Source organism: Pseudomonas sp. SIMBA_041, from assembly GCF_046535095.1.
In the GTDB taxonomy this organism is placed as follows: Bacteria; Pseudomonadota; Gammaproteobacteria; order Pseudomonadales; family Pseudomonadaceae; genus Aquipseudomonas; species Aquipseudomonas mucoides.
The window spans coordinates 595,915-618,952 of sequence record NZ_JAWRXJ010000003.1; the positions used below are offsets into that span (position 1 = coordinate 595,915).

The window sequence follows — 23,038 nt, forward strand, 5'->3', positions numbered from 1 at the left end:
CGTCTCAGCATTCCCACTCGGAACGACTGAACAGGTAGCCCTTGCCCCACACCGTCTTGATCTTGCGCGCTTCACCGGCGTGGTCGTCAAACTTGCGCCGCAACTTGGAAATCGCCACGTCCACCGAACGGTCGGTGCCGTTGAATTCGATGCCGCGCAGGCGTTGCAGGATCTGGTCGCGACTCAGCACTTCGCCGGCATGACGGGCCAGCACCACCAGCAGGTTGTATTCGCCGCTGGACAGCTCGACCAATTGCTCACGCCAGGTCACCGTGCGCTCCGACAGGTCGATGCACAGGTTGCCCATAAGGATGCGGTCGTTGGCGGTTTGCGGCTCGCCAAGGCTGCTGCGGCGCAACAGCGTGCGCACGCGCGCCAGCAGGACGCGGGGCTCGCAGGGCTTGGTGACGTAATCGTCGGCGCCCATTTCCAGGCCCAGGACTTGATCGTGGCTGTCGTCGCGGGCGGTGAGCATCAGGATCGGCAGCGTCGCCGAATCCGCCCGCAGCAAGCGGCACACTTGCAGGCCGTCGAGGCCTGGCAGCATCAGGTCGAGGATCACCAGGTCCGGCGGATTGACCCGCGCACGCTCCCGCACATGATCGCCACGGCTGATCACGCTGACCGAATAGCCGTTGCGTTCCAGGTAGCTGGCGATCAGTTCGGAGAGCGCGGTGTCGTCTTCGACCAAGAGGATGTTGGGCATGGGGTGTTCCAGAAAGTGCTGTGGCGACGGGTCGGGCGCTATCGCGAGCAAGCTCGCTCCCACAGTTGATTGGGGATGTTCACAACATCTGTGTCTACACCAAATCCCTGTGGGAGCGGGCTTGCCCGCGATGGCGGCTTGACCGTCGCAAAAAATATCAAGTCGCCAAGGATATACGCCCTCACCCCCGCTTGAGTAAAACCCTTACACAATTTCACACAGCACCAACAAAGCTTCACCGCTACCCTCGTCCGCTCCCCGTAGGATGCGGGTGGTCATTATTGGGGTAATTCCATGTCAAAGAATCTGTTCGCCACGCTCGGCCTGCTTGCATTGGCGCTGACGCTGAGCGCCTGTGACAAGTCCTCCACCGCCGAAGAACAGGCGCCGCTGGCTACCGTGCGTATCGAAACCATCGAAGCCCGCCCCCTGTCGATCACCAGCGAATTGAGCGGGCGGATTGCTGCGCCGAGGATTGCCGAAGTCCGGGCCCGTGTCGCCGGCGTCGTGTTGCAACGCACCTTCAACGAAGGCAGCGATGTGAAGAAAGGCGACGTGCTGTTCCGTATCGATCCGGCGCCCTTCAAGGCTGACCTGGACAGCGCCGAAGCGGCGTTACGCAAGGCCGAGGCCAATGCGTTCCAGGCCCGGCTGCAAGAGCAGCGTTATGCCCAACTGATCGAAGGAAACGCCATCAGCGGCCAGGATTACGACAACGCCCGCGCCAACGTCCGGCAAACCGCCGCCGACGTCGCCGCCAACAAAGCCGCCGTGGAACGGGCGAAGCTCAACCTCGGTTATGCCACCGTCACCGCGCCGATTTCCGGTCGCGTCGGCCGTGCGCTGGTGACCGAAGGTGCACTGGTCGGGCAAAACGAAACCACGCCACTGGCGCTGATTCAGCAGCTCAACCCGATCCATGCCGATCTGACCCAGTCCACCCGCGAACTCAATGACTTGCGCCGCGCCTTTCGCTCCGGCCAGTTGCAGCAAGTCGGCCAGGGCCAGGCCAAAGCCACGTTGATCCAGGACGATGGCAGCCTCTACCCGCTGCCGGGCAAGCTGTTGTTCACCGACATCACCGTCGACCCGAGCACTGGCCAGATCATCCTGCGCAGCGAATTCCCCAACCCGGACCTCGACTTGCTGCCCGGCAGTTTCGTGCGGGTGCGCCTGGAACAAGCGGTGAACCAGCAAGGCATCAGCGTGCCGCAACGGGCGATCCAGCGTGACAGCGCCGGCATTGCCCACGTGTTGCTGCTGGACCCCGAGCAGCGCGTCGGCCTGCAACCGGTTGAACTGGGCGCGGTTCAGGACGATCGCTGGATCGTCACCGGCGGCCTCAAACCCGGCGACCGCATCGTCACCGAAGGCCTGCAACACGCACGCCCCGGTGAACACGTGCAGATCGACAGTTCCCCTCTTCCACTTGCCCAGGTTTCCGGGCAGTAAGCAGGACGCTTTTTATGCCGCAGTTCTTTATTGATCGCCCGGTGTTTGCCTGGGTGGTTGCCTTGTTCATCCTGCTGGCCGGCGCATTGGCCATTCCGCAGTTGCCCGTGGCGCAGTACCCGGATGTCGCCCCGCCGCAAATTGAAATTTATGCCCAGTACCCGGGCGCTTCGGCGCAGACCGTGGACGAAAGCGTGGTCAGCCTGATCGAGGAAGAACTCAACGGCGCCGATCATTTGCTGTACTTCGAGTCGCAAAGCAGCCTCGGCAGCGCCACGATCAAGGCCACCTTCCAACCGGGTACAGACCCGGAGATGGCCCAGGTCGACGTGCAAAACCGCCTCAAGGTCGTGGAGTCGCGACTGCCGCAAGCGGTCAATCAGCAAGGCCTGCAAGTCGAGAAAGTCTCCGCCGGTTTCCTGTTGCTGGTCACCCTCACCTCCAGCGACGGCAAACTCGACGACGTGGCGCTCAGCGATTACCTGGCGCGCAACGTGATGAACGAGATCAAGCGCCTGGACGGCGTCGGCAAGGCGCAGTTGTATGGTGCAGAACGGGCGATGCGCATCTGGATCGACCCGCAGAAGCTGATTGGTTTCAACCTGACCCCGGCCGACGTCAATGCCGCCATCGTCGCGCAGAACGCCCAGGTGTCCGCCGGCAGCATCGGTGATTTGCCGACTCGTACTACACAGGAAATCACCGCGACGATTCTGGTGAAGGGCCAGTTGTCGACGCCGGAAGAATTCGCCGACATCGTGCTCAAGGCCAACCCCGACGGTTCCACCGTGCGCATTGGCGATGTCGCGCGGGTCGAGATCGGCAGCCAGGAATACAACTTCTCCACCCGCTTGAACGGCAAGCCGTCGACCGCCGTCAGCGTGCAACTGGCGCCCGGCGCCAATGCCTTGAGCACCGCCACGTTAGTCCGCGCGAAGATGGATGAACTGTCGCGCTACTTCCCGGCCGGCGTGGAATACAAAATCCCCTACGACACCTCGCCGTTCGTCAAAGTCTCGATCACCAAAGTGGTTTACACCCTGGGCGAGGCAATGCTGCTGGTGTTTGCGGTGATGTTCCTGTTCTTGCAAAACATCCGTTACACGCTGATCCCGACGCTGGTAGTGCCGGTCGCGTTGATGGGTACGTTTGCGACCATGTTGGCGCTGGGCTTTTCGATCAACGTGCTGACCATGTTCGGCATGGTGTTGGCCATCGGCATTCTGGTGGACGACGCCATCGTGGTGGTGGAGAACGTGGAGCGGATCATGGCCACCGAAGGCCTGTCGCCCAAGGAAGCGACGCGCAAGGCAATGACGCAGATCACCGGGGCAATCATCGGCATTACCCTGGTGCTGGTGGCGGTGTTCATCCCGATGGCGTTCATGCAGGGTTCGGTCGGGGTCATTTACCAGCAGTTTTCATTGTCGATGGCCACGTCGATCCTGTTCTCGGCATTCCTCGCACTGACCTTGACCCCGGCGCTGTGCGCGACGTTGCTCAAACCGATTGCCAAGGGTGAACATCACGAAAAAACCGGGTTCTTCGGCTGGTTCAACCGTGGCTTCGAACGCTTGACCGATCGCTATCAAGGCTGGGTTGCCTATGCGTTGAAACGCACCGGCCGATACCTGCTGATCTATGGCGTGCTGCTGATCGGTCTGGGCGTATGTTTCAGTCGTCTGCCCTCCTCGTTCCTGCCGGTCGAGGATCAGGGGTACACCATCACCGACATTCAGTTGCCACCGGGCGCGAGCAAGAACCGCACGGTGCAGGTGGTTGAGCAGATTGAAGCGCACAACGCCACCGAACCGGGAATTGGCGACAGCACGATCATTCTCGGTTTCAGTTTTTCCGGCAGCGGGCAGAACGCCGCGCTGGCGTTTTCCACGCTCAAGGATTGGTCTGAACGCGGCAGTGACGATTCGGCGAGTTCGATTGCCGACCGGGCCAACGTCGCGTTGAGTCAGATCAAGGACGCCGTGGTGTTCTCGGTTCTGCCGCCACCGGTTGACGGCCTCGGCACCTCCAGCGGTTTCGAGTTCCGTTTGCAGGACCGTGCTGGCCTCGGCCATGCCACGCTGATGCAGGCGCGCAGCGAACTGCTCGCAGCGGCCGAGAAGAGCCCGATCCTGATGAACGTGCGTGAAAGTGCCTTGGCCGAAGCACCGCAAGTGCAACTGGAGGTCGACCGCAAGCAAGCCAACGCGCTGGGCGTTTCTTTTGCCGACATCGGCAATGTGCTGTCCACCGCTGTCGGCTCGGCCTACATCAACGACTTCCCCAATCAGGGCCGGATGCAACGAGTCGTCGTGCAGGCTGAAGGCGATCAGCGCAGTCAGGTGGCTGATCTGCTGAAGATGCACGTACGCAATACCCACGGAAAAATGGTGCCGTTGTCGGCCTTCGTCCAGGCCAAATGGACCCAGGGCCCGGCGCAACTGACCCGTTATAACGGCTACCCGGCGATAGCCATTTCCGGTGAACCGTCGCCGGGTCACAGCACCGGTGAAGCCATGGCGGAAATCGAGCGGTTGGTCGCACAAGGGCCCGCGGGACTGGGTCAGGAATGGACCGGATTGTCGTTGCAAGAGCGATTATCCGGCAGTCAGGCACCGATTCTGCTCGGCCTGTCGCTGCTGATCGTGTTCCTGTGCCTGGCCGCACTGTACGAGAGCTGGTCCATTCCGACCTCGGTGCTGCTGGTGGTGCCGCTCGGCGTGCTTGGCGCGGTATTGGCCGTGACCTTTCGCGGAATGCCCAACGACGTGTTCTTCAAGGTCGGACTGATCACCATCATCGGGCTGTCGGCTAAAAACGCGATCCTGATCATCGAGTTCGCCAAGAGCCTCTATGACGAAGGGCATGACCTGATCGATGCCACGCTGCAAGCCGCACGGTTGCGGTTGCGACCGATTGTCATGACGTCGCTGGCATTCATTCTGGGCGTGGTGCCTTTGGCAATTGCCACGGGCGCGAGCTCGGCGAGCCAGCAGGCGATAGGCACCGGCGTGATTGGCGGGATGATCACGGCAACGCTGGCGGTGGTGTTTGTCCCGGTGTTTTTCGTGGTGGTGATGAAGTGGGTCAGACGATTTAACAAAAACCACTGAACCACTTCATTCTATAAACCCTGTTTTTTAAGCCAACTATCCCCCGTGAACTGTCAAATCTGACAGTTCACGGGGTTCGCATTCCTCTTTACGCTGGGTTCAACACTCGACAACGTCGTCGAGCACGCAATGAACCCGAGCGAAGGAATGCCCAGATGAAAAAATCAGCCCGCCCTACACCAAACGCCACTATCGGAACGTGCACCGCAGATCTTGGCGAGCGCGGAAAGTTTGTGGGCGACGAAAAAAAAATGAAGTTATACAAAGATCCCGGTGAAGGTCGCTGGTATGCAATGGCCACTCATAACGTCGAGAAAGATAAACCGCACTATTACGATCTCGCCTTCGTCATTCCTGATGAGGGTAATGTGGCCGACAAGGTTTACGAAATTGATGACGACTTCCACAACCTGAAGACCGTCAAAGTCACCTTTTGGGAGCGCAATGGACCAGGCGCCGAAGCGTTTATAGCCAAGTCGGGGCGTTTGACCTTCACCATCAACGAAAGCACTGGGAATGCCACCGCTACCTTCGAGTTTCAGACAGACAAACAAGTCACTGTGACCGAAGGGAAGTTCGACCTGGAAGGCTTTGATCCAAGCCTGATGGTGTCGACGGAGCACAAAGCCTCCGAGAGCTTCACCGCTGACATTCAAGACGGCGAGTTCCCGAAAAATTACAGTGCTGTTGAATTTTCCCTCACCCGGCAAGAGGGTAACGAAATCAACTTTCCACTGGCGCATTGGTTGGGCTGGTCCAAACAACCCGGCACGCCGAATGCCGTCATTTCCCTGTTCGTCGCCACTACGCTTGATGCCAACAAGGAATACACCCTCAGTCGCAACAGCAATGAAGTTCGGGCGATGTACATCGATTTTGATGCCTCCGGGATACGGAGTTACCTCTCCATAGGCGGGACGCTCAAGCTCGACTCCATCCCACTCGAGGATTCATCCTTGTGTGTCTTGAAGGGTTCTATCGAATTCGAAGCCGAACGCTCGGACGGGTCAAAAACCATCAGCGTGAAAAAAGGGCTGTTCCATTTCGACGGCACAAAGCATCCGGCCTGAGCATTTTGATAAAAGGCAAAAGCTCCGCACTTGCCGCATCACTCACGGCAGGGCTATGGTGCTGCAAAGCCCCTGACCGTGAGTCTTCATGCCCTTCCTCGCGCGCACCCACCCTCGCCTGTCCGCCGCCGCTACCCTGGGTGTCGCGGCAGGCATTCTGGCTCCGGTCGATTCGATCATCAGCAAAATCCTTATAGGCTGGAATGTCGGGGTGTGGACTTACCTGATCCTGATGCTCTGGCTCGCCGCCCGCGCCAAAGCGCCGGATGTAAAGCGTATTGCCGAGATTGAAGACGAAAATGCCGGCCTGGTGTTGTTCGTGGTGAGCATCGCCGCGCTTGCCAGCCTCGCGACCATCACCTTCGAACTGGCTGGCAGCAAGGAGCTGGAAACCACCCGCAAGCTCCTGCATTACGGCTTCACCGCACTGACGATCATCGGTTCATGGCTGTTGATCGGGGTGATTTTCAGCGTGCATTACGCTCGCCTGTTCTACACCTGGGACGGCAAGGACCTGGCGCTGCGTTTCGCCGAAGGACTGGAAACCCCCAATTACTGGGACTTCCTGTACTTCTCTTTCACCATTGGCGTGGCGGTGCAAACCTCGGATGTCGGTGTGGCGACACGGGGTATTCGCAAAATCGTGCTGGCGCAATCGTTGATCAGTTTTCTGTTCAACACGGCGATTCTAGGGTTTTCGATCAATATTGCGGCGGGGTTGTTTGGCTGATGGCTGCACAAACGTTCTAGTCATTGTTCCCTGCGTGGGTGTCAAATAAGTCGGCAATCCGTTTCGCAGGTGCAGCATGACCCATCACAACTGGATCGACCTGGCTCAAGACGCCGACACCGGCATCGAAACCCTGCGCGCCCATTTCGAGGGCCACGCTTACGATCCGCACTGGCATGACAGCTATCTGGTGGGCGTGACCGAGCAAGGTGTCCAGCAGTTCAATTGTCGGCGCACCCGCCACCAAAGCACGCCGGGCAAGGTATTCCTGCTGGAACCGGGGGACATTCATGACGGTGAGGCGCCGACGGAGGATGGTTTCACCTACCGAATGTTGTACCTCGACCCACTGTGGTTGCAGCAGGAACTGGGCGCCGTTTTCGAACATGCCCCCGACCATAGCCAATTGAGTTTTGCCACCACCCTGGCCAGCGACACCCGACTGGCTCAGGCCACCAGTCTGGCCTTTCAGACACTGCATGGAGGCGAACTGAAGATCGTACGCCAGGCCGCCCTCGACGGTTTACTCGGACGCCTGACCAGCCACCTGCGCTGGCGCGCGCGTTATGCCGAAGACCCGCGCCTGCCGCTGGTCGCGCAAAAAGCCCGGGAGTACTTGCACGCCAATGCTCAATACGACATCGGCCTCGACCAGGTGGCCGCAGCAACCGGTGTAGACCGATACCGCCTGACCCGCGCCTTCAAGGCAGCCTACGGCCTGGCGCCCCATGCCTATCTGGTGCAATTGCGCCTGGCCACTGCCCGACGCCTGTTGGCCCGTGGCGCACAGCCGGCGACGGTGGCGATGGAACTGGGTTTTGCCGACCAGAGCCATCTGGGGCGCTGGTTCGTTCGGGCGTATGGTTTGACGCCGGCCATGTACCGCAAGCGCTGCTCAAATCTTCCAGACGCTTGAAACGTACTTTGTGAGGATCAGCTTCTGAAATCATTCACGGAGCCCATTCTCATGCCGTCCACTTTCCTTACGATGTTGCCCTTTGTGCTGTTCGCTTTTGTCGCCTCCATTACGCCGGGGCCGACCAACATTCTGGTCATGAGCAACAGCGCTCGTTATGGTTTCAAAGCCGCATTGCCCATTGTCTTCGGCGCTTGCACGAGCGCCGGTTTGATCGTGTTGGCGGTTGGCAACGGCATTGGTGAAACGTTGGATAAGCTGCCGCTCATTGAATCTTTTATGAAGTGGACGGGAGTGCTCTGGCTCAGCTATCTGGCCTGGCAGATTTACCGTTCGCCGGCCACGCTCCCCCACACAGAGCACGCCGCACCGCACAAAGTCGGACTTTGGGCCGGTGCCAGCCTGCAACTGGTCAATCCTAAGACCTGGATGATGGCGTTGGCCGTCGTCAGCGTGTTTGCAGGCTCCGGGGAAGATCGCCAGGTACGAACGCTTTGTCTGTCGATGATCTTTTTTCTGGTTGCGTTGCCGTGCATGGGATCCTGAGCCCTGCTGGGCGCGGGGTCAGCCAAATGGATACGTTCGTCCAGCGCCATGAGACGCTTCAATCAATTCATGGCGTTTTTGCTGTTGGGATCGGCCTGGCTAAGTGTGCTGGCGTAACGTGAACCGGACAGAAAAAAATGCCCCGACCGAGGTCGAGGCATTTTTTCGCTGATTGATCATCAGAAGAAATAGCTCACTCTCAAGCTACTGCTCCAGTCCTGATTGACCGTCGTCCCTTGACTGCCGCCCACCTGACCGGACACCTGCCAGTTGCGTTGCGCCGGCGTCCACTTGAGCCCGGCGCCATACTCGAAAGAGCTACTGGCCCGGTCATCATCAAAGCTGTCGTCGTTGATCTTGATTTCGTTGGTTTTCACAAACTCATGGTTGAGCGCCGTGGACAGACTCGGCTCCAACGTGCTGCCGTTATCGAGCGCAATGACGCGGCCGCCACGAATACCCACTTTGCCCTGCAACGAACGCATGGTATCGGCGCTGACTTCGAGGCCATTGTCGAGCTTGTAGTTATCGCTTTGAGTGACGCCTGTCGAGACCTGGAATTGAGGCTCGATGAAGTAGCCATTTTTTAGGTGGATATGTTTGCCCACGGCCACCGAACCGCTTGCGCCCAAGGCCTTGTAGTCGCCCTTGGCCCGGGAGCCATCACTCATGGTCACTTTGGCTTTGTTATCGAACTGGTTGATTTTGGCCATGACATTGACGAACACACCACTTTCAACATCGAAGGTACTGCCGTAAACCCCGGCATTCAGGCTGTCGACAATGGCACTGGAACCGTACTTCAGGTCGATGTTGGTACGGCTCGCTCCGACGAACCCGCCCAGCACCCAAGAGCGTCCGCCCAATTCGACGACCGTATCGGCACCACCGGTGATACCGGTCTGGTTCTGGGTGTATCCATCGCCATAGGCGTTGTCGACATTGTACTGGTTGCCATAAGTGCGGACCCAAACGCTGTTGCTCAGGTTCACCGCGCCGTCATCCATCGCACGCATTGAGGCGTCGGGGCGGATGCTGAGACTACGATCGCCCACCTGGTCGTTGAGCATGGCCGCTTCGGCGTTCAACACGCTGCGCGCACTGCCGGCCAGAGCCAACGCGGTATTGCTTGAAGTACTGACCGTTTCCTTGTCGGGATTGAGGTACAAACCCTCACCTTCCTTCTCCAACCGATACACAAAAGTGCCTGCATCGACGGTGGAGCGATTGGCCAGCGAAAAGTGCGCGTTGCCGGCCGCGATGTTACCCACCTTCACCGGCTCGGCCGTGACCGGCGTAGTGCCGGTCGCAGCGATTTGCAGTTTAAAATCCCCGTTTGCGTTTTGGGCGTCAAGGAAATCGGTGGCGCCGTTGCCGAGGTCGGTGCCCATCACGATCATGCCCTTACCCGAAAGATTAACCACGTTCAGTTGCTGGAACTGCTCGTTGGTCCCCATGCGAACGACACCATCATTCAAGGCAAGATTTTCCAAGGCGCTGTCGCCAGTCATCACCCACTGCGCGGCGTTATTGATATTCACATTACGGGAATTGTTGATCTGACCGGTCAACACCGAACCGTTGTCCAGAAGCACGTTGCCATTGGTGCCGGTTACGACATTACCCGTCATGTTGCTGCCATTGTTCAGCGTCAGGCTGGAAACATTGTCGACATTGCCCTTGAGCGTAGAAAGGTTATCCAGCAGTACGTTGCCATTGGTATCGGTGAGCACGTCACCGGTCATGCTGCTGCCGTTGTTCAGCGCAAGGCTGACGACATTGTCGACGTTGCCGTTGATGACGGAGCCATTGTTCAGGCCGACCGTGGCAGCCGTTCCGGCAACCGCCTGCACATTACCGTTCAACGTGCTGCGGGAATCGAGGCTGACCCGCGTAACGTTCTGCAGATTGCCATCAATAGAGGCTGCGTTTTGCATCAACAGTGCGACGGTGCTGCCGGTATCGGCAATGACATTACCGCTTAATGCACTGGCGTCGACGGTGAGGTTGGCCGTGGAGCGATTGGTCGCCAGGAGCGCCGTGCCATTGCCGCCGATCAGTTCCGTGCCGTTGAGAACATTGATGGTTGCGACCGATCCCGCAGCACCGGACGAGCCCAGCACGATTGCTGAACCTGTTCCTCCTGTCACGCGGCTACCATTGAGCGTCACATCGCTCGCGTTGACGCCGGTCGTGTCGGTAATGATTTGCAGGCCATCTTGCTCACCGGAAATAACGCTCCCAGTCGCCGATAGCGTTGCGCCGCCCAATTGCACGCCGTAACTGGTTGCTCCGGTGCCGCGAAGGGTCGAGTTTTCGACATTCAATACCGCGAAACCCACCGCGTTTGCACCTCCCAAAGCGCCGGTGATCGTACTGCCCCCCTTGACCGTGGCACTAGAAGATACCGGCGTGTTGATATTGCGCCCCAACAGCACACCAAAACTATTCCCGCTGGTGATGTTCGTGTTGTCAATTGTGGCAGTACTGTCGATCAGCTGAACCGCTCCCCTGCCGGTCGTACTATTGACGTTGGCTCCAGAGATGTTCAGCACCGAAGTATCCGCACTGATGCGCTGGCTTTGGCCACCGTTAAAAACGACGGTGGCTTTTTGTGAATCAATAGACAAGGTAGTTGCGTTATTGATCGTCAATGTTCCCCCTTGAGATACCCCCCAACTTTCCGGCGCGGGTGGATTAGTCACTACTGCGCTTTCGCCTGGCAACAGTGTTCTGCTGTAGGCGTCGGGAGTGGAAACGAGAACAGTCGCAACTGCGGTCGTAATCAATGTTCTTTTAAAAAAAACCGGATATTTAAAACACGAAAAAAAATACATGAAGGACTCCTCAAACCTGCACAATCACACAAGATTTTTCTGGCAGAATAAAAGTCCCACCAGAAGCGCCAGGCAGCCTAAAGATAAAAATTAAATTCTGATGTAGGAAAAATCCTTGTTCATTGGAAAATGATCCTCCAATGGCGTGCCCTTCATCAGATCCTGCCTCCGCTCAATGGAAAAGCATCGCAAGGAAGAAATTCAAACCTCCCTTGCGATGTTAAAAAACCATTTGATTAATTAAGGGGCTGGAGCGGCCGGCGCCGCCGTTTGGTCGCAATAATTGAAACTATTGCTGATGGTATCCAGCGGTTTGAAAACGGGTACAGATGTTTGCTGCCCATTAATCTCGGTTGTATACCAATATTTCCCGAAGGCAATCGCTCCGCGTACCGGTTGTGCTGCTTTGAAAACTGCGGGGCTGCCCACCGGTGCCACATCAGGCACATCGGCGGCCTTAATGACATAATCTTGCGAAGCCTCCGTACCTGGAATCAACTGAGTACCCGCCAGATCGCGATAGGCCGCGAAATGGGCTGTAATGGTTTTACCTGGTGGCAGGAGCGGACTCTTTGCAATAAGCAAACCCAGTTTGTATGCGCTTGTAGGGCTGGTCATCCCGAAGCACTCGATGAAATCACGATTTGCAGGGTTGCGGATAGCGATCGTAGGCGAAGGCAAAGGAATTGGAACGCCACTGACTGTCACCGGTTGCGGCAGGGATTTCATGACGTTCTTGTCAGAACCTGACTTCTGAATCGTCCAGTAAGCCGATACTTCTGGAGTAGGAAGTCCGGAAATGATGTTTGCCGGAACGTCAACTACAAACCCATTTTCGTCTGTAAATGAAACATATTCGGCAATCTTCAGATCATTGATATAGCACGTGGCCGTCTGTTCCGGGGTGATATCTGGATCACTGAGCGCAAATACGACTGTGAATTTACCAGCCTTGTCGCGATCGCCAGGCAGCAAACTATTCGGCGTACCAGAGGCACCAGTGACAACGGGTAGTTGCATAGCCCGGTTTGTCAAATCCGGAAGATCTGGATTCGTTGGACCCGCGTAGTCAAACGCCAACATAAAGGTTGCTTCTGGCGACTCAACGTTGGGGGTCATCCCGGTCCGGGTGATTACAGACATGATCGTGACAGCTTTTGGCTCGTCGGCATCAGCAAATAGTTTTGCAAGGTCTGCATAAGTAAGCGCGAAACTCAGATTCGCACCAGCCCATGGTTGTGGAGCCGTTTCTACAAAGTTGGTCGCGTCAGCCGCATCCTCTAAAATCAAAAAGATTTCGTCGCCCGTTTCCGCATGTTGGATAAACGCGTTTTCGACAATCGCAAAAATCCCACTGGCAATATCGTCCAGAAAAAGCGGAGTGTTGTAGTTTGGATCGGTTTTTGGCACCAAAGGTGCTTTTGTCAGCAACGGTCTTTGCGCAAGAGCCAATGTCAGAAAGGCGGTCGACACTGACTCCAGACTTTGGTTGCCGGGAAGGTCTTTCCAGTCATACACGATATTGACACGCCCGTTCGGGAGTTGACTCAACATCGTATTTGGAAATGAGATAGCACCACTTGCAGGGACTTGATCGTCCCAGACCAAAACCCTCTGAGTGCCGGACACGAGCCAGATGCGCAGATGATCGTCCAGTCGCCGAAGGGGATAACCAACGTTCATTGTAATGTTCAAGTTGGCGTTCGCGGGCAGTGCCCTCCAGGCCTCATTGATAGTGACTTGCGAATCCGTAGGTTTATTGACAAAGACAGGAGCTGGCGTTGGCCTTACTTCTCGTCTTGGGTTTTTCGTATTGAATGGCGCAGTCTGGTCGATTACAAATTTCAGGGTATTGGAAGGTTCCTCGTTACCACCACCTCCCTTATAAAGTTTAATCATCACCTCATAGGTAGTAGGTGTTGCCGGCGTAGGTTGCTCCGGAAACAAGCTAGCGGGTATTTTAAATGGAATGACACCATCAGGCCTGTCAGCAATTGGCCCTAGGGAAAATGTTTGATCGTGGGCGACTAAAGTCCCACCTTCTACTCCTAAGTAAAAATCAAAATCATCTCCGTCGAGCTCACTAAGGGTGCGAATAAAATTTAAGGTAATTTCCCCGCTATCCAGAACACTTTTCGCGATAAAGCCCTCAGCCAGCGTGTCTATTGTAATAGCCGAGAAAGGTCCAGCATCACTAACACCAACGGATTCAGCTCTTTGCTTTTTAGGTACAGATTGCAGTGTCATCTTTGCTTCTCCTTGTGCATTAAGGCCAGTAGGGCCACTTTCGCCGGGTGTTACTCTGTCTATTCTCACCAAACCTTTTCGTGACTCACCGATCAGCCGCCCAGCTCTAAGCAACTGCCAATAGACGAGGGCCGAGTCGTTATCAATAAGAGGTTTTATATGAGGATCAAATGGAATGCCTTGCTCATATCCTTTATCAATGTCCTGCTGTTGCAATTTTTTATCAAAAGCGCCATATGTATTGGATACAGGCGGACCACTTCCATTCAAACTTAAGTAACCTTGCCAGTGCACTTTGGCAATATCGTCAGGTACTGCAATGCCCGTTGAGGCAGGTATCGCAACGGTTGCGCCGGATGTCAGTGGTGGAGCCGTATTGTTATTCAGATATCCCCAAACCGTGGCATGGGGAAATGTCAGTTCCGCCAGAACGAGAGGTACAGTGTGATCAATCGTCAACTTTCTTTCTGGCGAAGGGTCGGGGATACCGCCTGAACCTTTCCAGACTTTATAAGATAAAAATTCGATGCCATCGATTGCCAAATGCTGCGGTGTCAGTGCGAAATATAAAAAGGCTGGTTGTGGCGGGCTGAAAAATTCAGTGTAAAGCCTTTGCTCAACTCCGCCTCGACGTGTCATGACCCAAAGTTCATCGTTATTCAGAGGTTTGACCCAATAAGGAATAGCAATACGAGTACCATTACGCAGAATATCGAGGGGGACATATCCCTCGATATCGCTATCGTCGATACCCTCGACTGAAAGTGGCGCCGCCAATATTCCTGCGTCTGACTCCGAAGACTTCTTTGCCGTCATCGCATTTACCTGTTTGATGGTAGAAGCACTGCGCGTAACTTCTCAGTCGCTCATGGAAGAATTAAGCGCTAAGCCATCGCACTTGCCTACTGTCATAACTGACAGGTAAATCGACCATTCGTCTGGAAACTAGCCGTGGTACAGGTCCGTCGGCGATGAACTCGACTTGACGAAGAGGCAGGGATTAGTGTTCCCTGAAACCGGTTTCACTGCGATAAAAAAGCCAATCCAACAACAAAAAGCTACCGCCATGAACGATTTCTCCGCCGCCCAGCGTAACCGCGTCACCATGCTCGACGTTGCCGAACACGCTGGCGTGTCCAAGGCCAGCGTCTCGCGTTTCATTGGCGACGACCGCGCCCTGCTCTCCGATGCCACGGCCTTGCGCATCGAGCAGGCAATTGCCCAACTCGGCTACCGCCCCAACCAGATGGCCCGTGGTCTGAAACGCGGACGCACTCGCCTGATTGGCATGCTGGTGGCCGATATCCGCAACCCTTATTCAATTGCCGTGATGCACGGGGTGGAAACCGCCTGCCGTCAGCACGGCTACAGCCTGGTGGTGTGCAACACCGATCGCGATGACGAGCAGGAACGTCAGCACCTGGCGTTGCTGCGCTCCTACAACATCGAAGGCTTGATCGTGAACACCCTGGGCCATCACCGCGACGAACTGCGCGAGTTGCATCGGGAGATGCCGATGGTGCTGGTGGATCGCAAGGTTGAGCAGCTTGAGAGTGACCTGGTCGGGCTGGATAACCCGGCGGCCGTGGAGATGGCCCTCGCCCACTTGCAGGAACGCGGTTATCGCGATGTGTTGATGGTGACCGAGCCGTTTGACGGCACCAGTTCCCGGATCGAGCGGGTCAGCAGTTTCAAGATGCAGATTGAGCAACGTCCGGCGCTGAATGGTGCAGTGGTCGAAACCGGTAGCGAGTTGACCGCCCACGTTAAGACCTTCTTGAACACTCCCGGCTCCGGCCCGAAAGCGCTGTTTTGCGCCAATGGCATTGCCGCGTTGGCCAGTACGCATTCGTTGCGTGAGTTGCAGTGCAATTTGTTTGCGGATGTAGGGTTGATCGCGCTGGATGACCTGGATTGGTATCCGTTGGTGGGCAGCGGGATTACCGCCCTCGCCCAGCCGACGGCCGAGATTGGCGCGAGCGCGTTTGAGTGTCTGCTCAAACGGTTGCGTGGGGATGCCGGAGCGGCGCGGACACTGGATTTTTCTGCGCAGCTGGTTGTTCGGGGATCAACCCTTGGGAATCTTTGGTGAACGTTATGGCCCCTTCGCGAGCAGGCTCGCTCCCACAGTTGAACGCATTCCAATGTGGGAGCGAGCCTGCTCGCGAAGACGCCCCGAAAAACATCGCCCTTTTCAGCCATGCATTTTTTTTGAACAAAAATGAAACCGGTTTCAGAGGTATAAAAACAATGAATACACCCCCCGTTTCCATCAGCCTGTCCAGCTACGGCGCAGACCTTGTGCGCCAACGTGGCCAAGGCAGTTTTATCGATGTGCTGGCCGCCGCCGGCGCTACGCGCATTGAATGGCGCGAAGAGCTGCTGACCGATGAAAACCCGCTGCAACTGGCCGACAACAGCCACGCCCAGGGTCTGGAAAGCATCTACTCATCGCCCATGGAGCTGTGGCTGGCCGGTCAGTCAAAACCCAATCCTGAGCTGACCGCGACCCTGCAGCGTGCCCAAGCGTTCGGCGCCAAATGGCTGAAAGTTTCCCTGGGTTACTTCACCGACAACAATGATCTTCAGGCACTCAGCCGCGTCCTCGCCCAGAGCCCGGTACAGGTGCTGGTGGAAAACGACCAGACCTTGCACGGCGGTCGCATCGAACCCTTTCAACGCTTTTTTACTCAAGTCGAACACCACAACCTGCCGATCAAAATGACCTTCGACATCGGCAACTGGCACTGGCAGGACCAATCCGCCGCCAGCGCCGCACGGTTGCTCGGTCGGCATGTCGGTTACGTGCACTGCAAAGCCGTGACCCGCCGGGCCGACGGAAAACTGGTTGCGATCCCGCCAACCGCCAATGATGTGCACGAGTGGGAACACCTGCTGCGACACATGGCCCAAGGTGTTATGCGGGCGGCGGAATACCCGCTGCAAGGCGATGACCTGGTGCAACTGACCACCGAACACGTCGCTGCCCTCGCCCGCCTTGGCCAATCCCGGTTGGAGAACGCTCATGTCTGAGTTCGATATCCTGTCGTTCGGCGAAACCATGGCGATGTTTGTCGCTGAGCAAAGCGGTGATCTGGCCGACGTCGGCCAGTTCCACAAACGTATTGCCGGAGCGGACAGCAACGTCGCGATTGGCCTGTCACGGCTCGGCTTCAACGTGGCGTGGCTGAGTCGAGTGGGCGCCGATTCATTGGGCCGATTTGTCGTCGATACGCTGCGCAAAGAAGGTCTGGATTGCAGCAACGTCGCCATCGACCCAGCGCATCCGACCGGTTTCCAACTCAAGTCCCGTACCGACGATGGCAGCGATCCGGCCGTCGAGTATTTCCGGCGTGGTTCGGCCGCCAGTCACTTGTCGGTGCAATCGATCTCCTCGTCATTGCTCGACGCCCGGCACTTGCACGCCACCGGTATTCCACCGGCGCTGTCTGCATCTGCCCGGGAAATGTCCTTCGAACTGATGACCCGCATGCGCAATGCCGGACGCAGCGTGTCGTTCGACCCGAACCTGCGCCCGAGCCTGTGGGCCAGCGAGCAACAGATGATTACCGAAATCAACCGCCTCGCGGGCCTCGCCCATTGGGTGCTGCCGGGGTTGAGCGAAGGCCGTTTGCTGACCGGGTTTGAAGACCCGGCGGACATTGCGGCGTTTTATCTGGATCTGGGTGTTGAAGCGGTGGCGATCAAACTCGGCCCGCATGGGGCGTATTACCGCACCTCACTGGATCAGGGGTTTATCGCAGGCATACCGGTGCAAACCGTGGTGGATACGGTCGGCGCTGGCGATGGCTTTGCGGTCGGGATGATCAGCGCGTTGCTGGAAAACCAAAGCGTTGCCGATGCGGTGCGGCGTGCCAACTGGATTGGCAGTCGTGCGGTGCAGAGTCGGGGGGATATGGAAGGGTTGCCGACCCGGCTGGAATTATCTACTGAATTTGAAGGCGTCAATCGCCATCAAGCTGTGCGCCTACAGGCGTTGTAGGAACCGAGCTTGCTCGCGATGAGACCCGCACAAACGCTGAAGATGTAACTACCTGCTGCGACAAAAACAACAAGCTCAGGAGCACTGCCCATGAAAACCGCCTCACTCGCCACCCGCCGCTGGTGGTACATCATGCCCATCGTGTTCATCACCTATAGCCTGGCGTATCTGGACCGCGCCAACTATGGCTTCGCCGCTGCCTCGGGCATGGCCGCCGACCTGATGATCACGCCGGGCCTGTCGTCGATGCTCGGCGCGCTGTTCTTCCTTGGATACTTTTTCTTCCAGGTGCCCGGCGCGATCTATGCCCAGAAACACAGCGTCAAAAAGCTGATTTTCGTCAGCCTGATCCTCTGGGGCGGGCTCGCGACGCTGACCGGGATCGTCTCCAATGCCTACTGGCTGGTCGTCATTCGCTTCATGCTAGGCGTGGTTGAAGCCGCGGTCATGCCGGCGATGCTGGTCTATCTGTGCCACTGGTTCACCCGTGCCGAACGCTCACGGGCCAACACGTTCCTGATCCTCGGCAACCCGGTCACCATGCTCTGGATGTCGGTGGTGTCGGGCTATCTGGTACAGCATTTCAGCTGGCGCTGGATGTTCATCATCGAAGGTTTGCCGGCAGTGCTGTGGGCATTTATCTGGTGGCGCCTGGCGGACGATCGTCCGGCGCAGGCCAAGTGGCTCAGCGATCAAGAGAAGCAGGACCTGGAAAGCGCCCTCGCCGCCGAACAGGTCGGCATCAAAGCGGTGAAGAACTACGCCGAAGCCTTTCGCTCGCCGAAGGTGATCATCCTGGCGTTGCAGTTTTTCTGCTGGAGCATTGGCGTTTACGGCTTCGTGCTGTGGTTGCCATCGATCCTCAAGGCCGGTGCGCAGATGGACATGATCGAAGCCGGCTGGCTCTCGGCGCTGCCGTATCTGGCCGCAGTGATCGGCATGCTGCTGGTGTCGTGGGGCTCGGACAAACTGCAGAAGCGTAAACGCTTCGTCTGGCCGCCGCTGCTGATTGCCTCCATTGCGTTCTACGGTTCCTACGCCTTGGGCGCCGAACATTTCTGGTGGTCCTACACCCTGCTGGTGATTGCCGGCGCCTGCATGTACGCGCCGTACGGGCCATTTTTCGCCATCGTCCCCGAAATCCTTCCGGCCAACGTGGCGGGCGGTGCCATGGCATTGATCAACAGCATGGGCGCGCTCGGTTCGTTTGGCGGCTCCTATCTGGTCGGTTACCTGAACAGCTCCACCGGCTCGCCCGGCGCTTCTTACTTGCTGATGAGCGGCGCGTTGATGCTCTCGGTGGTGCTGACGATGTTCCTCAAGCCCGGCGCCAGTGACCGGGTCGTGGCCAAGGCCGATACGCAACGGCCAGTGACGGCTCACCCTTGAACATGAAGTTGAGATGATGACGATGAAAAAGCAGGTCGTGCTGTACAAGAAACTCTCGCCGCTGTTGATGGCTCGCCTGCATGAGCACACCGACGTGACGCTGATCGATAACCTCAGCCCCGAAGGCATTGCACAACTGCGCGACGCCCTGCCCCGCGCCCAGGGTTTGCTCGGCGCGAGCCTGAAACTGGACGCGCAGTTATTGGACCTGGCGCCGAATCTGAAAGCCATCGCCAGCGTCTCGGTCGGTGTCGACAATTACGATATCGACTACCTGACCGAACGCCGCATCTTGCTGAGCAACACGCCGGATGTACTGACTGAAACCACGGCAGACACCGGTTTCGCGCTGATTCTGGCGACCGCCCGGCGCGTGGTGGAATTGGCCAACATGGTTCGCAACGGCCAATGGCAACGCAACATTGGCCCGGTGCATTTCGGCACGGATGTGCATGGCAAGACGCTGGGCATCATCGGCATGGGGCGTATTGGTGAAGCCTTGGCTCAGCGCGGGCATTTCGGATTTGGCATGCCGGTGATTTATCACAGTCATTCGCCGAAACCGGCGGTGGAAGCGCGTTTCAATGCACAGTACCGCAGCCTGACGGAGCTTTTGCAGCAAGCTGATTTCATTTGCCTGACCTTGCCGCTGACGGCTGAAACCGAAGGGCTGATCGGCGCCGAGGAGTTCGCCTTGATGCGCCCGGAAAGTATTTTCATCAATATTTCCCGGGGCAAGGTGGTGGACGAAGCAGCGCTGATCGAGGCGCTGCGTACAGGACAGATTCGGGCGGCAGGGCTGGATGTTTTTGAGCGTGAACCGCTGCAGTTGGATTCACCGTTGATGACGTTGAATAACGTAGTGGCGACGCCTCACATGGGCTCGGCGACGCATGAAACGCGGGAGGCGATGGCGCGGTGTGCGGTGGATAATCTGCTGATGGCGTTGGCTGGAGAACGGCCGAAAAACCTGGTGAATGCCGGGGCGTGGCAGGCTTAAGACATTTGCTGTTCTTCAGGCGGCCATCGCGAGCAAGCTCGCTCCCACATTGGATCTGTGGCGTTCACAAACCCCTGTGGGAGCGAGCTTGCTCGCGATGAGGCCAATAACTTCAGGCTCTACGCGCCTCCAGCAGGTCCGCCGCACACAACGCAATCCGCCGACACGCATCCGCCAGCTTCACCTGATCCACCACCAACCCAATCCGGATATGCCCCGCCGCACTCGGCCCGAACGCCTCCCCGGCCAGCACCGACACCCCATAACCCTCAAGCAACCGTTCGGCAAAGCCCTGGGCGCCGAGCCCGGTCTGGCGTACGTCAACCATCACAAACATGCCGCCATCCGGACGGATCGGCTGGATGCCGGGGCATCCGCTCAACCGTGCGCACACCAGATCCCGACGCTGACGATATTCCTCGCGCATCAGCGCCACTTCCGGCAAGTTTTGATCCAGCGCCAATTGCGCGGCGTTCTGGATGAAGTCCGGAATCCCGAACAACATGCACAACGACAGATTCACCAGGTGCTCGGCCATGGGTTTCGGCCCGATCGACCACCCCACGCGCCAGCCGCTCATGGCGTGGGATTTGGACAGGCTGTTGATGGTCGCGGTGCGCTCGGCCATGCCCGGCAAACTCGCCGGGCTGATGTGTTCGCCCTCGAACAACAAGTCGCTGTAGACCTCATCGCTGATCAGCCACAGGTCATGGCGCACGCACAATGCTGCCAGCGCTTGCCAGGTCTTCAAGGACAGGCTGGCACCCGACGGATTGTTCGGACTGTTGAGCAACAGGACACGAGTCCTGGGCGTGATCAGCGCCGCCACATCCGCCGGGTCAACGCGAAAGCCGTTCTCCGGCCGCACCGCCACCGGCACCACTTTAGCGGCACAGGCGCCGAACACCCCTTCATAGGTCACGTACATCGGTTCGGCGACGATCACTTCATCACCCGGATCGAGCAGGCATTGCGCAACGGAATACACCGCGCATTGCGCCCCCGGAAACACAATCACATGATCGGCGTCCACCGCCTGACCACTGCGTTGCCTATGGCGTCGCGCGATGCTGCTGCGCAATCCGCGGCTGCCGCGCACGTCCGGGTAGTGGGTGTCGCCGGCCTGCAAGCTGTCGATAGCGGCCTGGACAATCGGTGGTGGCGTGTCGAAATCCGGATCGCCGATCGACAGAAGCAGGACATCAATGCCCTGCTCGCGCATGTCCAGCGCTCGGTCATGAATCCGCCAGGCTGCCGCTCCGTCGCCGGCGATTCGTTGGGTCAAGGCTGAATAGCGCATGTGATTCTCCTGTCGCGCGCGGACTCCCAGCCTTCACCCTATCTCAAATCACGAAACGCGCCACCATCGCATTCAAATCCACCGCCAGGCGCGACAGTTCATGGGTGGCGACGCTGGTCTGGTTGGCACCGGTCGCGGACTGAGTGGCCAGGTCGCGGATGTTCACCAGGTTGCGGTCGACTTCGCGGGACACTTGCGCCTGTTCTTCCGACGCACTGGCGATCACCAGGTTGCGTTCGTTGATCAAGTGGATCGACTGGGTGATCTGCTCCAGCGCGACACCGGCGGCGCGGGCCATTTCCAGGGTGCTTTGGGTGCGCTGATTGCTTTGCTGCATCGACGAAACCGCTTGGCCGGTGCCGTTCTGGATGCCGGCGACCATTTTTTCGATTTCCTGGGTCGATTGCGCAGTGCGATGGGCCAATGCCCGCACCTCGTCTGCCACCACGGCGAAGCCTCGTCCGGCTTCACCGGCACGGGCAGCTTCGATGGCGGCGTTGAGTGCCAGCAGGTTGGTTTGTTCGGCGATGGCGCGAATAACGTCCAGCACTTTGCCGATGTCACGGCCCTGCGCGGCCAGCCCTTCGATCATCACCGAGGTGTTTTGCACGTCGTGGGTCATGGTCTGGATTGCGTTGACGGTTTCCACCACCCGGTCACGGCCTTCGCGGGCGGCTTGGGTCGACTGGCTGGAGGCTTCCGAGGTCGACACCGCGTTGCGCGCGACCTCTTCCACGGCGGCGGTCATTTCGTTGACGGCGGTGGCAGCTTGTTCGATTTCGTTGTTTTGCTGTTGCAGGCCGCGCGAGGCTTCCTCGGTCACGGTGCTGAGCTCTTCAGCGGCAGCGCCCAGTTGCGTGGCGGAACCGGCGATCTGTTCGATGGTTTGGCGCAGGTTGGTTTGCATGGCGGCCAAGGCGCCGAGCAAACGAGCCGGTTCGTCCTTGCCGTCAATCTCGATAACTTTGGTCAGGTTGCCGCCGGCGATGGTTTCGGCCGCCTGCACCGCGCGGTTCAGCGGGGTGACGATGCTGCGGGTCAGCAGCCAGGCCAGCAGCACAGTCATGAGCGACGCCAGCACCGACACCAGAATGATGCCGTACACGGCGGTGTTGTAGTTTTCTTCGGCGGTGACACCGGCCGTTTTCGCGGCCTCATTGTTATAGGCCACCAGCTTATTCAGCTGTTCGCCCATCAGGTCGGTGCCGTCCTTGATCCGCGTGTTGATCAAGGTGCGCAGCTCCTCGACCTTGTTCTGGCGCGAAAGGTCCAACATTTCGCGCTGCGCTTGCATGTAATTGTCCAGCGTCGCGCTGAACACTTTATACAGCGCCGCTTCGTCCGGGCCCATCGGCAATGCGGCATAGCTGGCCTGCGCCTTGCGCGCCTTGTCGGTGAGCACGGCAATGCGGGTTTCGGCTTCTTGCAGGCTGGCCGGTTCGCGGTTGACCAGAATCCGGAACGACAAAATGCGCATGCGCAGGATATTTTCGGTGACATTGCCCAGGAAGCTGACGCTGGGCAGTTGAGTACTGCTCATATCGATTGAGGATTGACGGATGATCGACATGCGGTTCACGGCAAACACACCCAGCACGATGACGAGCAAGGCAATGAAAGCAAAACCGAGGAAGGCGCGAGGCGCGATGTTCAGATTACGCAGTGACATAAGTGGATTCTCGGGTGATTGAGGCTGCGAGCATCCTTGCCGGTGATCACTGAAGGGGCG

15 protein-coding genes and 1 pseudogene are annotated in these 23,038 nt (G+C 58.0%); 11 read left to right on the forward strand and 5 right to left on the reverse strand.

Translation table 11 applies throughout. The features are described 5' to 3' along the window. Positions 1 to 4: 4 nt before the first annotated feature. Complete coding sequence (locus SB725_RS09770) at positions 5 to 706, reverse strand: response regulator transcription factor (RefSeq protein ID WP_027923024.1); 702 nt, start codon at positions 704 to 706, stop codon at positions 5 to 7. A 294-nt stretch (positions 707 to 1,000) separates the two neighbouring features. Here SB725_RS09770 and SB725_RS09775 point away from each other — a divergent pair, with 294 nt between their 5' ends. The 6 genes and pseudogenes from SB725_RS09775 (at position 1,001) to SB725_RS09800 (ending at position 8,650) form a co-directional block, all read left to right on the forward strand. After that, complete coding sequence (locus SB725_RS09775) at positions 1,001 to 2,158, forward strand: efflux RND transporter periplasmic adaptor subunit (RefSeq protein WP_027923023.1); 1,158 nt, start codon at positions 1,001 to 1,003, stop codon at positions 2,156 to 2,158. 14 nt (positions 2,159 to 2,172) lie between these two features. Next, a complete protein-coding gene (locus tag SB725_RS09780; RefSeq protein ID WP_410921696.1) occupies positions 2,173 to 5,271 on the forward strand; it encodes a multidrug efflux RND transporter permease subunit in 3,099 nt (1,032 codons plus the stop codon). 155 nt (positions 5,272 to 5,426) lie between these two features. After that, entirely contained in the window at positions 5,427 to 6,341 is a 915-nt protein-coding gene (locus tag SB725_RS09785) for a hypothetical protein (RefSeq protein ID WP_410921697.1), read from the forward strand. An 88-nt stretch (positions 6,342 to 6,429) separates the two neighbouring features. Then, a complete protein-coding gene (locus SB725_RS09790) occupies positions 6,430 to 7,071 on the forward strand; it encodes a DUF1345 domain-containing protein (protein ID WP_027923020.1) in 642 nt (213 codons plus the stop codon). 76 nt (positions 7,072 to 7,147) lie between these two features. After that, on the forward strand, positions 7,148 to 7,987 hold the full coding sequence (locus SB725_RS09795; RefSeq protein WP_194940098.1) for an AraC family transcriptional regulator: 840 nt from the start codon (positions 7,148 to 7,150) through the stop codon (positions 7,985 to 7,987). A 51-nt stretch (positions 7,988 to 8,038) separates the two neighbouring features. Further along, a pseudogene (locus tag SB725_RS09800) lies at positions 8,039 to 8,650 on the forward strand (LysE family translocator). A gap of 62 nt (positions 8,651 to 8,712) precedes the next feature. Here the strand turns inward: SB725_RS09800 and SB725_RS09805 are convergent. Together SB725_RS09805 and SB725_RS09810 are read right to left on the reverse strand one after the other, a co-directional pair. Beyond that, on the reverse strand, positions 8,713 to 11,370 hold the full coding sequence (locus SB725_RS09805) for an autotransporter outer membrane beta-barrel domain-containing protein (RefSeq protein ID WP_082694362.1): 2,658 nt from the start codon (positions 11,368 to 11,370) through the stop codon (positions 8,713 to 8,715). A gap of 240 nt (positions 11,371 to 11,610) precedes the next feature. Next, a complete protein-coding gene (locus SB725_RS09810) occupies positions 11,611 to 14,433 on the reverse strand; it encodes a hypothetical protein (RefSeq protein ID WP_410921698.1) in 2,823 nt (940 codons plus the stop codon). 250 nt (positions 14,434 to 14,683) lie between these two features. Between SB725_RS09810 and SB725_RS09815 the strand changes: the two genes are divergently transcribed. The 5 genes from SB725_RS09815 to SB725_RS09835 all read left to right on the forward strand — a co-directional run bounded on the left by SB725_RS09815 (position 14,684) and on the right by SB725_RS09835 (position 20,009). After that, positions 14,684 to 15,709, forward strand: a complete 1,026-nt coding sequence (locus tag SB725_RS09815; RefSeq protein ID WP_027923015.1) for a LacI family DNA-binding transcriptional regulator — start codon at positions 14,684 to 14,686, stop codon at positions 15,707 to 15,709. A gap of 158 nt (positions 15,710 to 15,867) precedes the next feature. Then, on the forward strand, positions 15,868 to 16,650 hold the full coding sequence (locus SB725_RS09820) for a sugar phosphate isomerase/epimerase family protein (protein ID WP_027923014.1): 783 nt from the start codon (positions 15,868 to 15,870) through the stop codon (positions 16,648 to 16,650). Next, the gene (locus SB725_RS09825; protein ID WP_059182894.1) at positions 16,643 to 17,620 is read left to right on the forward strand and encodes a sugar kinase; all 978 of its coding nucleotides are present in this window, start codon (positions 16,643 to 16,645) and stop codon (positions 17,618 to 17,620) included. Before SB725_RS09820 ends, SB725_RS09825 begins: the two co-directional genes overlap by 8 nt. A gap of 90 nt (positions 17,621 to 17,710) precedes the next feature. Beyond that, positions 17,711 to 19,009, forward strand: coding sequence for an MFS transporter (locus tag SB725_RS09830; RefSeq protein WP_027923013.1), 1,299 nt, complete (start codon positions 17,711 to 17,713; stop codon positions 19,007 to 19,009). Positions 19,010 to 19,031: 22 nt separating this feature from the next. Further along, complete coding sequence (locus SB725_RS09835) at positions 19,032 to 20,009, forward strand: NAD(P)-dependent oxidoreductase (RefSeq protein ID WP_410921722.1); 978 nt, start codon at positions 19,032 to 19,034, stop codon at positions 20,007 to 20,009. Positions 20,010 to 20,121: 112 nt separating this feature from the next. Here the strand turns inward: SB725_RS09835 and SB725_RS09840 are convergent, their stop codons facing one another. Beyond that, positions 20,122 to 21,309, reverse strand: coding sequence for a pyridoxal phosphate-dependent aminotransferase (locus tag SB725_RS09840; protein ID WP_410921699.1), 1,188 nt, complete (start codon positions 21,307 to 21,309; stop codon positions 20,122 to 20,124). Positions 21,310 to 21,352: 43 nt separating this feature from the next. Then, entirely contained in the window at positions 21,353 to 22,978 is a 1,626-nt protein-coding gene (locus SB725_RS09845; protein WP_027923010.1) for a methyl-accepting chemotaxis protein, read from the reverse strand. Positions 22,979 to 23,038: the final 60 nt, after the last annotated feature.

Coding starts and splice junctions, on each gene's coding strand:
- SB725_RS09810 (WP_410921698.1), bottom strand. CDS start 14,433: ATGACGGCAAAGAAGTCTTCGGAGTCAGACGCAGGAATATTGGCGGCG.
- SB725_RS09780 (WP_410921696.1), top strand. CDS start 2,173: ATGCCGCAGTTCTTTATTGATCGCCCGGTGTTTGCCTGGGTGGTTGCC.
- SB725_RS09775 (WP_027923023.1), top strand. CDS start 1,001: ATGTCAAAGAATCTGTTCGCCACGCTCGGCCTGCTTGCATTGGCGCTG.
- SB725_RS09820 (WP_027923014.1), top strand. CDS start 15,868: ATGAATACACCCCCCGTTTCCATCAGCCTGTCCAGCTACGGCGCAGAC.
- SB725_RS09785 (WP_410921697.1), top strand. CDS start 5,427: ATGAAAAAATCAGCCCGCCCTACACCAAACGCCACTATCGGAACGTGC.
- SB725_RS09790 (WP_027923020.1), top strand. CDS start 6,430: ATGCCCTTCCTCGCGCGCACCCACCCTCGCCTGTCCGCCGCCGCTACC.
- SB725_RS09830 (WP_027923013.1), top strand. CDS start 17,711: ATGAAAACCGCCTCACTCGCCACCCGCCGCTGGTGGTACATCATGCCC.
- SB725_RS09815 (WP_027923015.1), top strand. CDS start 14,684: ATGAACGATTTCTCCGCCGCCCAGCGTAACCGCGTCACCATGCTCGAC.
- SB725_RS09845 (WP_027923010.1), bottom strand. CDS start 22,978: ATGTCACTGCGTAATCTGAACATCGCGCCTCGCGCCTTCCTCGGTTTT.
- SB725_RS09840 (WP_410921699.1), bottom strand. CDS start 21,309: ATGCGCTATTCAGCCTTGACCCAACGAATCGCCGGCGACGGAGCGGCA.
- SB725_RS09805 (WP_082694362.1), bottom strand. CDS start 11,370: ATGTATTTTTTTTCGTGTTTTAAATATCCGGTTTTTTTTAAAAGAACA.
- SB725_RS09825 (WP_059182894.1), top strand. CDS start 16,643: ATGTCTGAGTTCGATATCCTGTCGTTCGGCGAAACCATGGCGATGTTT.
- SB725_RS09770 (WP_027923024.1), bottom strand. CDS start 706: ATGCCCAACATCCTCTTGGTCGAAGACGACACCGCGCTCTCCGAACTG.
- SB725_RS09835 (WP_410921722.1), top strand. CDS start 19,032: ATGAAAAAGCAGGTCGTGCTGTACAAGAAACTCTCGCCGCTGTTGATG.
- SB725_RS09795 (WP_194940098.1), top strand. CDS start 7,148: ATGACCCATCACAACTGGATCGACCTGGCTCAAGACGCCGACACCGGC.